Source organism: Streptomyces griseofuscus (assembly GCF_014673495.1).
GTDB classification, from domain to species: Bacteria; Actinomycetota; Actinomycetes; order Streptomycetales; family Streptomycetaceae; genus Streptomyces; species Streptomyces murinus.
Genome location: NZ_CP051006.1, coordinates 1,650,758 through 1,666,441, shown reverse-complemented (window position 1 = coordinate 1,666,441; position 15,684 = coordinate 1,650,758). Strand labels below are relative to the sequence as shown.

Below are 15,684 nucleotides of genomic sequence, written 5' to 3'. Positions count from 1 at the left end.
GCGCCGGGTGCTCTTAATCGAGCTTCGTGCGCCCCCGCGTCCCGCGCGCCGCCCTGGCCGCGCTGCGTGAGCTGGAGGGGCGAACCGAGCCCCTGAGGGTGATCGCTGTGGCTCGCGCTCGGCACCGGAAGGAGCCCTGGCAGAAGGTCGCCGACGCGCTCGGAGTCACCCGCCAGTCCGCCTGGGAGAAGTACCAGTTCGCTGGGAACGCCGCATACGCCAAGACCGGCCCACGCCTCGACCTTGACGGCCAGTAGTGAGGCCGACCCCCGTCCGGGTCAGGCGCCGCCGAGGGCCCAGCCGCCGTCCTGCGGCACCGCGAAAGCGAGCGACCAGGGCTTGTGATCCGGAACGGTGCAGGTCGCCCAGAGGCGGATGGGAGAGGTGCGGTAGCGGTCGCGCCAGCCCTGCTCGCCGTCGGAGCCTTCGTGCCAGGAGGGCCGCGGGGAGGGGTCTACGGCGAGCCGAGTGCGGCCGCCGGGGAGGAGGGGGAACGGGGGGACCGCCCGGCCCAGTGCATCCGCGTAATCGACTCCGGGCCTGAAGCGGTACGGCCCCCAGATGACTTCGTCGGCTTCAGCACGCTGCTCGGGTGTCTTGGAAGGTATTCAGGTGCGTCATGCCGATCCTTGGGGACGGCACTACACGCTTTGCTGCAAACGAGACCGTCTGGAAGCCCCGCCGAGGGTGGGAAGCTGTGCGGCGCAGGGGTTGGGAGGGTGCGCGAGCCGGGAGGACGCGCTGTCCCCACGGTCAGGCGTGCACATCGAAGAACCCGTACGTGGACCCATGAGGGTCTCGGCGGTGCCGGGCGTGCCGCGCCGCGAGGGTCACGAGCCGCCGGGTTCACCTGGCCGTGTGAGATTTCGTGAGACGTGAGAGGGTCTGGGGCGTGAGTGAGACACCCCCCAACACCCTGCAATACCGCTTTGACGGGCCAGAAGACGCTCCGGTCCTGATCCTGGGTCCCTCACTGGGTACCACATGGCACATGTGGGACCGGCAGGTTCCGGAGCTGGCCAAGCAGTGGCGGATCTTCCGGTTCGATCTGCCCGGGCACGGCGGGGCGCCCGCGCATCCGGTCGGGTCCGTGGGGGAGTTGAGCGCCCGGCTGCTCGCGACCCTGGACTCGCTCGGTGTGCAGCGTTTCGGGTACGCGGGCTGTGCGCTGGGCGGCGCGATCGGGATCGAGCTGGCCCTGCGGCACCCCGAGCGGCTGGCCTCCCTCGCGCTGGTCGCGGCCTCGCCCCGGTTCGGGACGGCCGACGAGTTCCGCCAGCGCGGCGTGATCGTACGCACCAACGGCCTGGACCCCATCGCCCGCACCTCGCCGGACCGCTGGTTCACCAGCGGGTTCTCGGCGGCACAGCCCGCGATCACCGAGTGGGCGGTGCAGATGGTGCGCACCACGGACCCCGGCTGCTACATCGCCTCCTGCGAGGCCCTCGCCGCGTTCGACGTACGGGCCGAGCTGGGCCGGGTCGCGGCGCCGACGTTGGTCCTGGTCGGCTCCGAGGACCAGGTCACCGGCCCGGCCGAGGCCCGCACCCTGGTCGCGGGCATCCCGGACGCGCGGCTCGCGGTCGTGCCCGGCGCCTCCCATCTGGTCCCGGTCGAGCAGCCGGCCGCCGTCACCGATCTGCTGGTCCACCACTTCGCCACGGCCTGGCAGCAGCCGTACGACACCGGCCAGCTCGCCCTGCCAGGGGCTCAGGTCACGGCGCCGCCGCCGATGGTGCCGCCGCAGGCCGTGGTCCCGGTCGCGGAGATCGCTCCGCCGGCCGCCACCGCGCCGCCCGCGGACCGGGCCGGCCGGTACGAGACCGGGCTGAAGATCCGCCGCGAGGTGCTCGGTGACGCACGCGTCGACCAGGAGCTGGCCGGGGCGGACCGGTTCTCCAGGGACTTCCAGGAGTTCGTCACGCGCTACGCCTGGGGCGAGATCTGGGACCGGCCGGGCCTGGACCGCCGTACCCGCAGCTGCATCACGCTCACCGCGCTGATCGCGGGCGGCCACCTGGACGAACTCGCCTCCCACACCCGCGCCGCGCTGCGCAACGGCCTCACCCCCGACGAGATCCGCGAGATCCTCCTGCACATCTCCCTCTACTGCGGCCTCCCCGCCGCCACCAGCGCCTTCAAGGTGGCCCAGCAGATCATCCAGGAGGAGACGACCCCCGCGGAGTGAGCCGCGAAACCGACCGTCCGCGGGGTGGGAAGAGCCCCTGCCCCGCGAACATCCAGCGGCCCCTGCGCGTCGACCCCCGCCGGGCGTCGGCCGACCCGTCGGGCGTCGGCCCCCCCCCCGGGCGTCCGTCTATCCCCGGGCGCCGGCCCCCCTCCCGGGCGCGGACCCCCCCGGGGCGTTCGCCCCCGCCGGGCGTCGGCCCCCGCCGGGCGTCGGCCCCCCGGGCGTCGGCCGACCCGCCGGGCGCCGGCCCCCCTTCCGGGCGTCGGCCTATCCCCGGGCGCGCCGGCCTCCCTCCCGGGGCCCCCGGGCGGCACCCCCCGGGCGTCCGCCCCCCCGGGCGTCGCCCCACCCCCAGGCGTCCGCCTACCCCCGGGCGTCCGCCCCCCCCGGGCGTCGCCCCACCCCCCGGGCGTCCCCCCGCCCCCTCCGGCAGGATGGTGAGGCATGAAGCTCACCAAGAAGTCCCATGCCTGTGTCCGGGTGGAGAAGGACGGGCAGGTGCTCGTCATCGATCCCGGGGGGTTCAGCGAGCAGGACGCCGCGCTCGGGGCGGACGCGATCCTCGTGACGCACGAGCACGCGGACCACTTCGAGGAGTCCCGGCTGCGGGCGGCGATGGAGGACAACCCGGCCGCCCGGATCTGGACGCTGCGGTCCGTCGCCGAGAAGATCGCGGCCGCGTTCCCCGGCCGTGTGCACACCGTCGGGCACGGCGACACCTTCACCGCCGCCGGCTTCGACGTACAGGTGCACGGCGAGCTGCATGCCGTGATCCACCCGGACATCCCGCGCATCACCAACGTCGGCTACCTCCTGGACGGCGGGAGGATCTTCCACCCCGGCGACGCCCTGACCGTCCCCGACCAGCCCGTGGAGACGCTGATGCTCCCGGTCATGGCCCCCTGGAACAAGATCGCCGAGGTGATCGACTACGTCCGTGAGGTGCGCCCGCAGCGCGCCTACGACATCCATGACGCCCTGCTCACCGACCTGGCCCGGCCGATCTACGACCACCAGATCGGCGCCCTCGGCGGCACTGACCACCAGCGGCTCGCCCCGGGGGCCTCGGCCCGGCTGTGAGGCGGGGCGGGCCGGGTTGTCGTACCCGCCAGGTAGGTTGTGAGACATGCGCATCGCGACCTGGAACGTGAACTCGATCACCGCCCGCCTCCCGCGCCTGCTGGCCTGGCTGGAGAGCAGCGGCACCGACGTGCTCTGCCTCCAGGAGGCCAAGGTCGCCGAGGAGCAGTTCCCGATCGAGCCGCTGCGCGAGCTGGGCTACGAGGCCGCGGTGCACGCCACCGGCCGGTGGAACGGCGTGGCGGTGCTCTCCCGCGTCGGTCTGGCGGACGTCGTCAGGGGACTGCCCGGCGACCCCGGGTACGAGGGCGTGACCGAGCCCCGCGCCATCTCCGCCACCTGCGGCCCCGTCCGCGTGTGGTCGGTGTACGTGCCCAACGGCCGCGAGGTCGACCACCCGCACTACGCGTACAAGCTCCAGTGGTTCGAGGCCCTGCGCGCCGCCGTCCTCGGCGACGCGCAGGGCAGCCGGCCCTTCGCCGTCCTCGGTGACTACAACGTGGCGCCGACCGACGACGACGTCTACGACCGGGCCGCCTTCGAGGGCGCCACCCATGTCACCCCCGCCGAGCGCGCCGCCCTCACCGCCCTGCGCGAGGTGGGCCTCGACGACGTCGTACCGCGCCCGCTCAAGTACGACCACCCGTTCACCTACTGGGACTACCGCCAGCTCTGCTTCCCCAAGAACCGCGGTATGCGCATCGACCTGGTGTACGGCAACGCGGCCTTCGCGGGGGCCGTCAAGGACGCCTACGTCGACCGCGAGGAGCGCAAGGGCAAGGGCGCCTCCGATCACGCGCCCGTGGTGGTCGACCTCGACGTCTGATGCCACGCTGGGTCCCATGAACCTTCCGTTCCTGGGCCCACGGCACAAGAAGCACCCCGCGCTGCCCGCCGACCCCGAGTCGGTGGCCGCGCTGCTGTCCGAGTGCGATCTGCTGCGTGCCCAGGCGGCCCGGGGCGGCGTCCGCCTGGACGACACCCCGGCCTCCCTGGAGGCCCTGGACCAGATGGTCCCGCGCTGGCGCGACGACGCCGAGACGCTGCCCTGGCTCGGCCATGACGCCGCGCTGTATCTGGGCACCGTCGTGGTGCGTACCGTGCCCGGCGCCGCCTGGCGGATCAGCGCCGGCGGCGAGCCCGTCCTGCGCCTCGCCTCCGGCCGCGAGGTGGAGGTGGTGGACGCGGGCCGCCAGTGGGCCGCGACCGGCGTGCCCGAGCTGTCCCAGCTGTACGCGGAGATCGCCGAGGTCTGAACCCGCGGCGGCCTTGGGGCCACGCCCTTTCCGACACGGCCTTAAATACGGCTAATGCCGGAAAGGCCGTGTCGCCCTCCGACTCCCGGGCCCGGCTGGATAGTTTGCGGCAACCACCACCCAGCGGAGAGTGGAGTAGGGCTGCGTATGGCCGTCGATCCGTTGATCGAACCGAGGAACGGCGACTGGAAGAAGGCGTACCAGGCAACGCGCACCGGCCGGTTCACCCGGCGCCCCGTCAATACCCGTCCCTCACACCCCTTCGCGGCCCACCGGTTACCGGGGCCCGCGGACACCTCCGGCACCCGGCCCCGGCGACTTCCCCCGGCCCTCAGGGCCTGCCCGACCGTTCCCGTCTGCCGCGCGACGGGCGACGACGGGAACGGTCGGACAGGCCCTACCCCCATGCCGGGAACCCCGGCCCCCGACGTCTCGACTACGATGGTGCGTTCCGCCCCGTGGTGAGGTGATCAAGCCCCGCCGCACCGGGACGGAGACACTGCCGCCGGGTGGGGACCCCATGGCCCCCGCACCGTGAGAGGGGCGGCAGTTCACACGGGCCAGGCTCGTCCGGCGGCAGCCGGAGATCACTGCTCGCACCGGCGAGGAGAAGGTCAGCTGCGCCGGACGAGTTGCGCTCGACGGGCCGTCACCGCCCCGCCTCACGCGGAACTCGCGGGCTCCGGCTCGGGCTCCGGCAGCGGACTGCGCGCCGCCCGGGTCACATCCGCCACCAACTCCACCACGTCCGGCCCGTACGCCTGTGAGTTGAGGACCTTCAGCAGGAGTACGAACGTGCCGTCGCCGTACTTGCGGGCCAACCGCGCGTGATGGCGGGCCAGATAGCGGGTCGCGGCCTGATTGGTGACCGCGCTCTGGCCGCAGAACAGGAACACCGGACGGGCCCGGCCCTCGGTGGTGACCCGCGCGAGCAGCACGTACTCCGACACGCCCCGCTCCATCCGGTACACCTCCCCGCCGATACGGAACATGCCGCGCTCGGCGACCGGTTCGGGGTCGGTGGTGATCCGCAGCCCCGGCAGCATGGCCGACAGGTGCGCGGCCGTACGGCGATTCGAGGCCGGCCCTCCCACGCAGAACTCGGTGCGCTCGCCGAAGCCCTGGCGGACCGTGTCCTGGGTGGCCACCTCGGCGTGTGCCCCGCACTCCTTGATGAGGGCGGACAACTCCAGCAGCGCGAACACGTCGTAGCGGTGCACCGCGGGCTCGGTCGCGGCCGGGTCCCGGTTGACGACGAGCAGCGACTCGGCGTGCTCCGGCAGTCCGAAGAAGGTCTGCTCGCGCCGGAGACTGCGGCGCCACAGACAGGTACGGGCCAGCCAGCCAAGGGAGGCGGAGATGGCGGTCGCCACCAGGCCCAGGACGATGTTGCGCACGTCGTCGTTCATGGCCGCGCATGGTAGCGGGCCAGGGTGCCCTGGGCGTACCGGTGTTCGAACTGTGTCGGTCGTGTGGCGAGCGGCCCAGGCCTACTGTCGTTAAAGTGACAATCTGGCTACGCTGCGCTGACTGTCCCGACGGGAGGTACGGATGGGTCGTCCAGGCACGCGGAGACTGGCGGTTCTGACGGTGGTCTCGGCCGCCGTGGTGACGGTGGGGGCCGCGGCACCGCCGCCCGCCCCGAGGGCGAGCGAGCCGACCGGCAAACAAGCGGTGGCCGTGGGCTACGGCGGTGCCGTCGCCAGCGTCGACAAGGACGCCACCGCCGCCGGTATCGAGGTCCTCGAGCACGGCGGCAACGCGGTGGACGCCGCCGTCGCCACCGCCGCCGCGCTCGGCGTCACCGAGCCCTACTCGTCCGGCGTCGGCGGGGGCGGCTACTTCGTCTACTACGACGCGCGGACCCGCACGGTCCACACCATCGACGGCCGCGAGACGGCACCGCGCAGCGCCGACTCCGATCTCTTCGTGGAGAACGGCAAACCGCTCTCCTTCAACGACGCCGTCAGCAGCGGACTCAGCGTCGGCACCCCGGGCACCCCCGCCACCTGGCAGACCGCCCTGGACCAGTGGGGCAGTCAGAAGCTCGGCAGCGTCCTGAAACCGGCCGAGAAGCTCGCCCGCGACGGCTTCACCGTGGACGACACCTTCCGCTCGCAGACCGCCGGCAACGAGACCCGGTTCCGCTACTTCCCGGACACCGCCCGGCTGTTCCTGCCCGGCGGCAAGCTGCCGGCCGTCGGCTCGACCTTCAAGAATCCCGAACTCGCCAAGACCTACGAGGAGTTGGCGAAGAAAGGGATGGGGGCGATCTACCACGGCGACATAGGCGACGACATCGTCAGGACCGTCGAGCACCCGCCCGTGGACCCGGCCTCCGGCTGGAACGCCCGCCCCGGCAAGCTCGCCGAGAAGGACCTCGCCGTCTACCGCGCCAAGCTCCTGGCGCCCACCAGGACGGCGTACCGCGGTCTGAACGTCTACTCCATCGCCCCGTCCTCCTCGGGCGGCACCACGGTCGGCGAGGCGCTCAACATCCTGGAGAGCTCCGACCTGTCGAAGATGAGCGAGGCGCAGTATCTGCACCACTTCATCGAGGCCAGCCGGATCGCCTTCGCCGACCGCGGCCGCTGGGTCGGCGACCCCGCCTACGAGAAGGTCCCCACCCGCCAGTTGCTCTCGCAGAGGTTCGCCGACTCGCGGGCCTGCCTGATCAAGGACGACGCGGTCCTCACCAGCCCGCTCGCCCCCGGCGACCCGTACCACCCGAAGGACTGCGCCAAGGGCGGCAAGGCGGCGCCGACGACGTACGAGGGCCAGAACACCACCCATCTCACGGTGGCCGACAAGTGGGGTGACGTCGTCTCGTACACCCTCACCATCGAGCAGACCGGCGGCAGCGCGATGACCGTGCCCGGCCGGGGCTTCCTGCTCAACAACGAGCTGACGGACTTCTCCTTCACCCCGGCGAGCCCGTCCGTGCCCGACCCGAACCTGCCCGGTCCGGGCAAGCGGCCGCGCTCCTCGATCTCGCCGGCGATCGTCCTCGACGGCAGCAACCGGCCCGTGGTGGCGCTGGGTTCGCCCGGCGGCGCGACCATCATCACCACGGTGCTCCAGACCCTCACCGAGTTCCTCGACCGGCACCTGCCGCTGGTCGACGCCATCGCCGCGCCCCGCGCCAGCCAGCGCAACGCGGCCCAGACCGAACTCGAACCCGCCCTGTACAACAGCCCGTTGAGACAGCAGCTGGAGGCCATCGGCCACCACTTCACCCTCAACCCGGAGATCGGCGCCGCGACCGGGGTGCAGCGGCTGCCGAACGGCGAGTGGCTGGCCGCGGCCGAGAAGGTACGACGCGGCGGGGGCTCGGCGATGGTGGTCGACCCGGCCCCGTAGCCGCCGTACGCACGACCTGCGCGAAGGTGCCGGAGGCGGCTCGCCTCCGGCACCTTCGCGCACGGGTCTCATCCGGCGGGCGGGGCCTGCGCGGCCTCCGGCGCCTCGGGCGTGCGGAAGTCCAGCTGCCCGTCCCTGACGTCCACGGTGACCCGGCCGCCCTCGGAGATCGTGCCGTTCAGCAGCAGCCGCGACAGCCGGTTGTCCACCTCGCGCTGGATGGTGCGGCGCAACGGCCGGGCGCCGTACTCCGGTTGATAGCCGCGCTCGGCGATCCAGTCGACCGCCGCGTCCGTGAACTCCACCGCGACGCCCTGCCCGTCCAGCAGCCGCCGGGTGCTCTCCAGCAACAGGTCGGTGATCTGCCGCAGTTGCCCGGTCGTGAGCTGCCGGAAGACCACGATCTCGTCGATGCGGTTGAGGAACTCGGGCCGGAAGTGCTCGCGCAGCGGCCGCATGATCTGCTCCCGCCGCGCCTCCTCGTCGGCCTCCGCGCCACCCGGTCCGAAACCGATCCCGGCGCCGCGCCGGGTGATCGCCTCGGAGCCGAGGTTGCTGGTCATCACGATGACCGTGTTGGTGAAGTCCACCGTGCGGCCCTGGGAGTCGGTGAGCCGGCCGTCGTCCAGCACCTGGAGCAGGATGTTGAAGACGTCCGGGTGCGCCTTCTCCACCTCGTCCAGCAGCAGCAGCGAGTACGGGTGCCGGCGCACCACCTCGGTGAGCTGTCCCGCCTCCTCATGGCCGACGTAGCCGGGCGGGGCGCCGACCAGCCGGGAGACGGTGTGCCGCTCCTGGTACTCGCTCATGTCGAGGCGGACCATGCGGTCCTCGCTGCCGAACAGCGCCTCGGCGAGCGCGCGGGCCAGCTCGGTCTTGCCGACACCGGTCGGACCGAGGAAGAGGAAGCTGCCGATCGGGCGGGAGGGGCTGGCGAGCCCGGCGCGCGAGCGCAGCACCGCCTCGGCGACCACCGCGACGGCCTCCTCCTGGCCGACGACCCGCTGATGCAGATGCTCCTCAAGACCGAGCAGCCGTTCCTTCTCCTCCTCGGTGAGCCGGCTGACCGGGATGCCGGTCTGCCGCGAGACCACCTCGGCGATGGACTCCGCGGTGACCTCCAGCTGCCCCTCGTCGGCCTGCTCGCCCCCGCTGGCCTCGGCGATGCTCCCCTTCAGCTCCGCGATCCGGTCGCGCAGCTGCTTGGCCTGCTCGTAGTCCTCGTCGGCGACCGCCTGGTCCTTGTCCCGGACCAGCTGGTCCACCTCGCGCTCCATCGCCCGTACATCGGTGCCCTTGGTACGGGCGCCGAGCCGGACCCGGGCGCCCGCCTGGTCGATCAGGTCGATCGCCTTGTCCGGCAGCCGCCGATCGGTGAGATACCGGTCGGACAGCTCCACGGCGGCCACCAGCGCCTCGTCGGAGTAGCGGACCTGGTGGTGCGCCTCGTAGCGGTCGCGCAGCCCGCGCAGGATCTCGATGGTGTCCTGGACGGTCGGCTCGGGCACCAGGACCGGCTGGAAGCGGCGGGCCAGCGCCGCGTCCTTCTCGATCCGGCGGAACTCCTCCAGGGTGGTCGCGCCCACGATGTGCAGCTCGCCCCGGGCCAGCGCGGGCTTGAGGATGTTGCCCGCGTCCAGCGCGCCGCCCTCGCCGCCGGAGCCCGCGCCGACGACGGTGTGCAGCTCGTCGATGAACACGATCAGCCGGTCGGAGTTGGCGCGGATCTCCTCCACGATGTTGTTCAGGCGCTCCTCGAAGTCGCCCCGGTAGCGGGTGCCGGCCACCACCCCGGTCAGATCCAGGGCGACCACCCGCCGCCCGGCCAGCTGGTCCGGCACGTCCCCGTCGGCGATCCGCTGCGCGAGGCCCTCCACGATGGCCGTCTTGCCCACGCCCGCGTCGCCGATCAGCACGGGGTTGTTCTTGCCGCGCCGGGACAGTACCTCGATGGTCTGTTCGATCTCGGTGTCCCGGCCGATCACCGGGTCGACCCGGCCCTCCCGGGCCAGCTCGGTCAGATCACGGCCGTACTTGTCCAGCGTGGGCGTGCCGGTGGAGCGCTGCCGCTCCACCCGGACCTGCCCGGTGCCCTCCGCCGGCTCCGGCGGCAGCCCGCTCGCCGGGAAGCGGGCCGCGTGCAGGATGTGCCCCGCCGCCGAGTCCGGGTTCGAGGCCAGCGCGCTGAGCACATGCTCGGGGCCGATGTAGCCCGCGCCGCTGGAGCGGGCCATGTCATGCGCGTCCAGCAGGGCCCGTTTCACCGCGGGCGTCAGGGACAGCGAGGTCGGCGGCGGCACCTCGCCCGGCGGATGCTGCACCGGGCCCGCCCGGTCGTCGATCTCGGTGGCGAGCGAGTCCGGATCGGCCCCGGCCCGGGTCAGCAGGCTCCGCGTGGGCTCGGCGGAGACGGCCGCGCGCAGCAGATGCTGGGTGTCCAGGTCCCGGCTGCCGTGCTCGGCGGCGTACTGCGCCGCCCCTTTGACCAGCTCCCGCGCCGGCTGGCTGAGCAGCCGGCCGATGTCGATGTGCCGCGGGCCGGGCGCGCTGTTGCCTCCGGCGGCGCCGCTGAAGAAACGGGCGAGGAATTCGCCGAAGGGGTCAGGAGGGTAGCCGTTGGTCATGGCGATGCTTTCCTTCGCTGACGGTGGCTCCGCCGGGTAACCCGGAGTGGGGCTGCTCATGCCCACGATGGCATGAAGTAGGGGGCTGGGCATGTTCGCCCGAGCGGAGGAACGGGCGCCCCTCAGGCGGGGACGCGTGCCGTGAGGATCCGGGGGCCCTGCTCCGTGATCGCCACCGTGTGTTCCGCGTGCGCCGCGCGGGAGCCGTCGCTCGTGCGCAGGGTCCAGCCGTCGGGGGCCTCGTAGTAGTCGTCCCGGCCGCCGCCGATCAGCATCGGCTCGATCGCCAGGACCAGACCGGGGCGCAGCGGGAAGCCGCGGCCGGGGCGGCCCTCGTTCGGGACCGAGGGGTCCTCGTGCATACGGCGGCCGATGCCATGGCCGCCGAAGTCCTGCGGGACGCCGTAGCCCGCCGTACGGCAGACCCGGCCGACGGCGTGGGCGATGTCGCCGATCCGGTTGCCGGCCACGGCCGCCGCGATGCCCGCCGCCAGTGCCAGCTCGGCGGTGTCGACCAGCCGTACGTCCTCCGGGCGGGCGCGGCCCACCACGAAGCTGATCGCCGAGTCGCCGGCCCAGCCGTCCAGCAGGGCCCCGCAGTCGATGGACACCAGGTCGCCGTCGCGCAGCCGGTACCCGGTGGGGATGCCGTGCACGATCGCGTCATTGACCGAGGCGCAGATCACCGCGGGGAAGGGGGTCGGGGCGAAGGAGGGGCGGTACCCGAGGAAGGGCGAGGTGGCCCCCGCCGCCCGCAGCACCTCCCGTGCCACCTCGTCGAGCTCCAGCAGCGAGACCCCCACGTCCGCGGCCTTGCGTACGGCACTCAGGGCCTGCCCGACGACCTGGCCCGCGGCATACATCGCGTCGATGGACGCTTCCGTCTTCAGTTCCACCATGCCAATTACTATACCGGTATTTGTATTGGGGGATGCGCCGGGAGGGCGGTATTTGAATGGGGGAGGGTGACGGGCACAATGGACGCATGGTGCGCACCCCCCTCACCCCCGAAGAGCACGAGCGCGGCGAGCGGCTCGGGCGGCTGCTGCGTGAGGCGCGCGGTGACCGCAGCATGGTCGAGGTCGCCGCCGCTGCGGGCGTCTCTGCCGAGACCCTCCGCAAGATCGAGACCGGCCGCGCCCCGACCCCGGCCTTCTTCACGGTGGCCGCGCTGGCGAGATCGCTCGGCCTGTCGATGGACGAGCTGGCGGTGCACTGCACCCCGCTGACCGTCTGAGGAGCGGCCGCCCCCTGCTCACCCACCGGAGTGTGAATCGGCGGGTTGGCGGCGATGGTCTTGGCAAGGCGGCCCCGGAGGCTTACGTTCGTGCCTCTACGGTCTGCTCTACGGGCGTAGAGGCTCTGACGTCATGTCGAAGGAGCAGCTCATGGCCAACGTCGTCCGCGCCGCACTGGTCCAGGCCACCTGGACCGGCGACACCGAGTCCATGGTGGCGAAACACGAGGAGCACGCCCGTGAGGCGGCCCGGCGGGGCGCGCGGATCATCGGGTTCCAGGAGGTGTTCAACGCCCCCTACTTCTGCCAGGTCCAGGACCGGGAGCACTTCCGGTGGGCCGAGCCCGTGCCCGACGGGCCGACCGTGGGGCGGATGCGGGAACTCGCGCGGGAGACCGGGATGGTGATCGTCGTGCCGGTCTTCGAGGTCGAGCAGCCCGGGTTCTACTACAACGCCGCCGCCGTGATCGACGCCGACGGCACCTACCTCGGCAAGTACCGCAAGCATCACATCCCCCAGGTCGAGGGCTTCTGGGAGAAGTACTACTTCCGCCCCGGCAACCTCGGCTGGCCCGTCTTCGACACCGCCGTCGGCCGGGTCGGCGTCTACATCTGCTACGACCGCCACTTCCCCGAGGGCTGGCGGCAACTCGGCCTCGGCGGCGCCCAGTTGGTCTACAACCCCTCGGCCACCCACCGGAGCCTGTCCGCTCATCTCTGGCAGCTGGAGCAGCCCGCCGCGGCCGTCGCCAACGAGTACTTCGTCGCCGCCATCAACCGGGTGGGACAAGAGGAGTACGGGACCAACGACTTCTACGGGACGTCGTACTTCGTGGACCCCCGCGGCCGGTTCGTCGGCGATGTCGCGGGCGACAAGGACGAGGAACTCCTCGTCCGCGACCTGGACTTCGCACTCATCGACGACGTACGGCAGCAGTGGGCCTTCTACCGCGACCGCCGTCCCGACGCCTACGAAGGGCTGGTGCAGCCGTGAGCGACCTCTACTCCCGCCACCGCCGGGTGATGCCCGACTGGCTCGCCCTCTACTACGACGACCCGATCGAGATCACCCATGGCGAGGGCCGCCATGTCTGGGACTCCGACGGCAACCGCTACCTGGACTTCTTCGGCGGCATCCTCACCACCATGACCGCGCACGCGCTGCCCGAGGTCACCAAGGCGGTCAGCGAGCAGGCCGGGCGCATCCTGCACTCCTCGACCCTCTACCTCAACCGCCCGATGGTGGAACTCGCCGAGCGCATCGCCCAGGTGAGCGGCATCCCCGACGCCCGGGTCTTCTTCACCACCTCCGGCACCGAGGCCAACGACACCGCCCTGCTGCTCGCCACCACGTACCGGCGCTCCAACACCGTCCTGGCCATGCGCAACAGCTACCACGGCCGCTCCTTCTCCACCGTCGGCATCACCGGCAACCGCAGCTGGTCACCGACCTCGCTCTCCCCGCTCCAGACCCTGTACGTGCACGGCGGCGTCCGCACCCGGGGCCCCTTCGCGCATCTGGACGACCGCGCCTTCACCGACGCCTGCGTCGCCGACCTGCGGGACGTCCTCGGCCACACCCGGCCCCCGGCCGCACTGATCGCCGAACCCATCCAGGGCGTCGGCGGGTTCACCTCACCGCCCGACGGGCTGTACGCCGACTTCCACGAAGTGCTCAAGGAACGCGGCATCCTGTGGATCTCCGACGAGGTGCAGACCGGCTGGGGCCGCACCGGCGACCACTTCTGGGGCTGGGGAGCACACGCCGCGAGCGGCCCGCCGGACATCGTCACCTTCGCCAAGGGCATCGGCAACGGCGCCTCCATCGGCGGCGTCATCGCCCGTGCCGAGCTGATGAACTGCCTGGACGCCAACAGCATCTCCACCTTCGGCGGCACTCAGCTCACCATGGCCGCCGGGCTCGCCAACCTCGCCTACCTCCTCGACCACGACCTCCAGGGCAACGCCCGCCGGGTCGGCGGCCTGCTCATCGAGCGGCTGCGGGCCGTCTCCGCCCAGCTGCCGGGGGTGCGCGAGATCCGCGGGCGCGGTCTGATGATCGGCATCGAGCTGGCGAAACCCGGCACCGACGAGGCCGACCCGCAGGCTGCCTCCGCCGTCCTGGAGGCGGCCCGCGCCGGCGGCCTGCTCATCGGCAAGGGCGGCGGCCATGACACCAGCGCCCTGCGCGTCGCCCCGCCGCTGTCGCTGACCGTCGCGGAGGCCGAGGAGGGCGCCGCCATCCTGGAAGAAGCGCTCAGGAGCGCGTACTCGTAACAAACGCGTACTACACCAAGGGGACACCTGGCACTGCCGAGCAAGGGGATACGGCCATGACCACCACCTCCGCCTCCCATCCCGCCGCCCCGCCGGAACCCGCCCTCTCCGTGCGCCAGGTGCTCACCCTGGAGCGGGTACTGGCCGGGGAACCCGAGGTGGTGGCCGGCGCCGGCGGCCTCGACCGGGCGGTGCGCTGGGTGCATGTCGCCGAGGCCGCCGATGTGGGCGTGATGCTCACCGGCGGCGAGATGGTGCTCACCACCGGGGTGCTCCTCGCCGGTGACGAGAGCCGGCAGGCCGAGTACATCCAGTCGCTGCACCGGGCCGAGGCCGCCGCCGTGGTCCTCGGCCTCGGCCGGGCCTTCCCAACCCCGCCCGAGGTGATGCGCCGCGCCGCCGAACGCTGCGGCCTCCCCCTGGTCGTGCTGCACCGCCCCTTCCCCTTCGCCGAGCTGACCGAGGAGGTGCAGTCCCGGCTGGTACGGCGCAAGTTCGCGGCCGTCAGCCTGTCCGAGGCGGTCCGCACCGACCTCACCGCGCTGATCACGGCCGGCGCCCCGCTCCAGCGGCTGCTCGACGAGGTCGCCCGGCACAGCGCCTGTCCCGTCGTCCTCACCAATCTCGCCCATCGCGTCCTCGCCACGGCGGGGGAGCGCTCCGCCGTGGACGATGTGCTGCGCGACTGGGAGCGGGTCTCCCGGCAGGCCGGCGGCGGCGCCCTGGACGCCTGGATCAGCGCCGAACTCGGCGGCCGCGGCGAACGCTGGGGCCGGCTGCTGCTGTGCGGTTACCGGGGCGAGCCGGCCAACGGACGGCTGCTCGCCGACCGCGCCGCCGAGGCCCTGGTGCTGCACCGCATGCTCGGCGGCTCCGCGCTGAGCTGGGAGGAGCAGTCCGCGCAGAGCCTGCTCACCGACCTCGTCTCCGGTGTCGTACCGGCCCGCCAACTGCTGCCGCGCGCCCGCGCCGCCGGGCTCCCGGTCAATCTGCGCACCTTCGTGCCGCTCGTCGTGCCGGGCGCCGAACCCGCCGTACTGGACCGGCTGTTGCGGGTGCTGGGCCTGTCCGGGCTCGCCGCCGAGCTGGCCGACGGTGTGACCGCCGTTCTGCTCAGCCTGCCGCGCGACCGGGCCGCCGACGCCCTCACCGCGCTCTTCGCGGCCCGGCTGCGGGAGGCAACCGGGCGGCCGGACGCCCTGGTCGCCGCAGCCGACCCGCGCACCGGCTGGGACGAGGTGCCCGCGGGGCTGCGCGAGGCCCGCCATGTCGCCGACGCCGTCGCCGGCTCAGCCGCCGCCCTCGGACTGCCCGCCGTCGTACGCCTCAAGGACGTCCATCTACGGGGGCTCGTAAGGCTGTTGCGGGAGAACCCGGACGTGCAGTCGTTCGCGGAACGGGAGTTGGACGGGCTGCTGCGCAAGGCCGAGCCCGAGCTGCTCGAAGTGCTGCGCACCTACCTCGCCACCGGCCGCAACAAATCCCGTACCGCCCAGCTCCACCATGTCTCCCGGCCCGCGCTCTACCGCCGCCTGGAGGCCATACAGGGCCGCCTCGGTGTCGACCTGGACGACTTCGAACAGGCGGCCTCCGTCCACATCGCGCTGCTCGCGCATGATGCGCAACAACGCTGAAACCTGTGACCACCTGGGAAAACGG

At 72.5% G+C, this 15,684-nt stretch carries 13 protein-coding genes; 10 read left to right on the top strand and 3 right to left on the bottom strand.

What is annotated here, in order from left to right:
* Positions 1–107 precede the first annotated feature (107 nt).
* From HEP81_RS07280 to HEP81_RS07260, 5 genes are all read left to right on the top strand, one after another.
* Complete coding sequence (locus HEP81_RS07280; protein WP_190275955.1) at positions 108–257, top strand: hypothetical protein; 150 nt, start codon at positions 108–110, stop codon at positions 255–257.
* 635 nt (positions 258–892) lie between these two features.
* Positions 893–2,188, top strand: a complete 1,296-nt coding sequence (gene pcaDC / locus HEP81_RS07275) for a bifunctional 3-oxoadipate enol-lactonase/4-carboxymuconolactone decarboxylase PcaDC (RefSeq protein WP_037661987.1) — start codon at positions 893–895, stop codon at positions 2,186–2,188.
* 447 nt (positions 2,189–2,635) lie between these two features.
* The gene (locus HEP81_RS07270) at positions 2,636–3,271 is read left to right on the top strand and encodes an MBL fold metallo-hydrolase (protein ID WP_037659478.1); all 636 of its coding nucleotides are present in this window, start codon (positions 2,636–2,638) and stop codon (positions 3,269–3,271) included.
* Positions 3,272–3,317: 46 nt separating this feature from the next.
* Positions 3,318–4,097 carry an exodeoxyribonuclease III gene (locus tag HEP81_RS07265; RefSeq protein ID WP_037659479.1) on the top strand — a complete coding sequence of 260 codons (780 nt, stop codon included), beginning with the start codon at positions 3,318–3,320 and terminating at the stop codon, positions 4,095–4,097.
* 16 nt (positions 4,098–4,113) lie between these two features.
* Positions 4,114–4,527, top strand: a complete 414-nt coding sequence (locus HEP81_RS07260; RefSeq protein WP_037659482.1) for a DUF6278 family protein — start codon at positions 4,114–4,116, stop codon at positions 4,525–4,527.
* A gap of 662 nt (positions 4,528–5,189) precedes the next feature.
* On the opposite strand, the gene HEP81_RS07255 is transcribed toward HEP81_RS07260, so the two are convergent.
* Positions 5,190–5,936 (bottom strand): hypothetical protein, encoded by a 747-nt coding sequence (locus HEP81_RS07255; RefSeq protein WP_037659485.1) that lies wholly within the window; start codon positions 5,934–5,936, stop codon positions 5,190–5,192.
* A gap of 142 nt (positions 5,937–6,078) precedes the next feature.
* On the opposite strand from HEP81_RS07255, the gene ggt reads away from it, so the two are divergent.
* Positions 6,079–7,887 (top strand): gamma-glutamyltransferase, encoded by a 1,809-nt coding sequence (gene ggt, locus HEP81_RS07250; RefSeq protein ID WP_037659487.1) that lies wholly within the window; start codon positions 6,079–6,081, stop codon positions 7,885–7,887.
* Between the two features lie 68 nt (positions 7,888–7,955).
* On the opposite strand, the gene HEP81_RS07245 is transcribed toward ggt, so the two are convergent.
* Together HEP81_RS07245 and map are read right to left on the bottom strand one after the other, a co-directional pair.
* Positions 7,956–10,511 carry an ATP-dependent Clp protease ATP-binding subunit gene (locus HEP81_RS07245; RefSeq protein ID WP_037659490.1) on the bottom strand — a complete coding sequence of 852 codons (2,556 nt, stop codon included), beginning with the start codon at positions 10,509–10,511 and terminating at the stop codon, positions 7,956–7,958.
* Positions 10,512–10,633: 122 nt separating this feature from the next.
* Positions 10,634–11,410: a type I methionyl aminopeptidase gene (map, locus tag HEP81_RS07240; RefSeq protein WP_037659492.1), complete on the bottom strand. Its 777-nt coding sequence runs from the start codon at positions 11,408–11,410 to the stop codon at positions 10,634–10,636.
* 86 nt (positions 11,411–11,496) lie between these two features.
* On the opposite strand from map, the gene HEP81_RS07235 reads away from it, so the two are divergent.
* The 4 genes from HEP81_RS07235 to HEP81_RS07220 all read left to right on the top strand — a co-directional run bounded on the left by HEP81_RS07235 (position 11,497) and on the right by HEP81_RS07220 (position 15,659).
* Positions 11,497–11,748 carry a helix-turn-helix domain-containing protein gene (locus HEP81_RS07235; RefSeq protein WP_037659494.1) on the top strand — a complete coding sequence of 84 codons (252 nt, stop codon included), beginning with the start codon at positions 11,497–11,499 and terminating at the stop codon, positions 11,746–11,748.
* Between the two features lie 151 nt (positions 11,749–11,899).
* Complete coding sequence (locus tag HEP81_RS07230) at positions 11,900–12,742, top strand: nitrilase-related carbon-nitrogen hydrolase (RefSeq protein WP_037659495.1); 843 nt, start codon at positions 11,900–11,902, stop codon at positions 12,740–12,742.
* Positions 12,743–12,771: 29 nt separating this feature from the next.
* On the top strand, positions 12,772–14,025 hold the full coding sequence (locus tag HEP81_RS07225; RefSeq protein WP_190276092.1) for an aspartate aminotransferase family protein: 1,254 nt from the start codon (positions 12,772–12,774) through the stop codon (positions 14,023–14,025).
* 56 nt (positions 14,026–14,081) lie between these two features.
* On the top strand, positions 14,082–15,659 hold the full coding sequence (locus HEP81_RS07220) for a PucR family transcriptional regulator (RefSeq protein WP_037659498.1): 1,578 nt from the start codon (positions 14,082–14,084) through the stop codon (positions 15,657–15,659).
* Positions 15,660–15,684 lie beyond the last annotated feature (25 nt).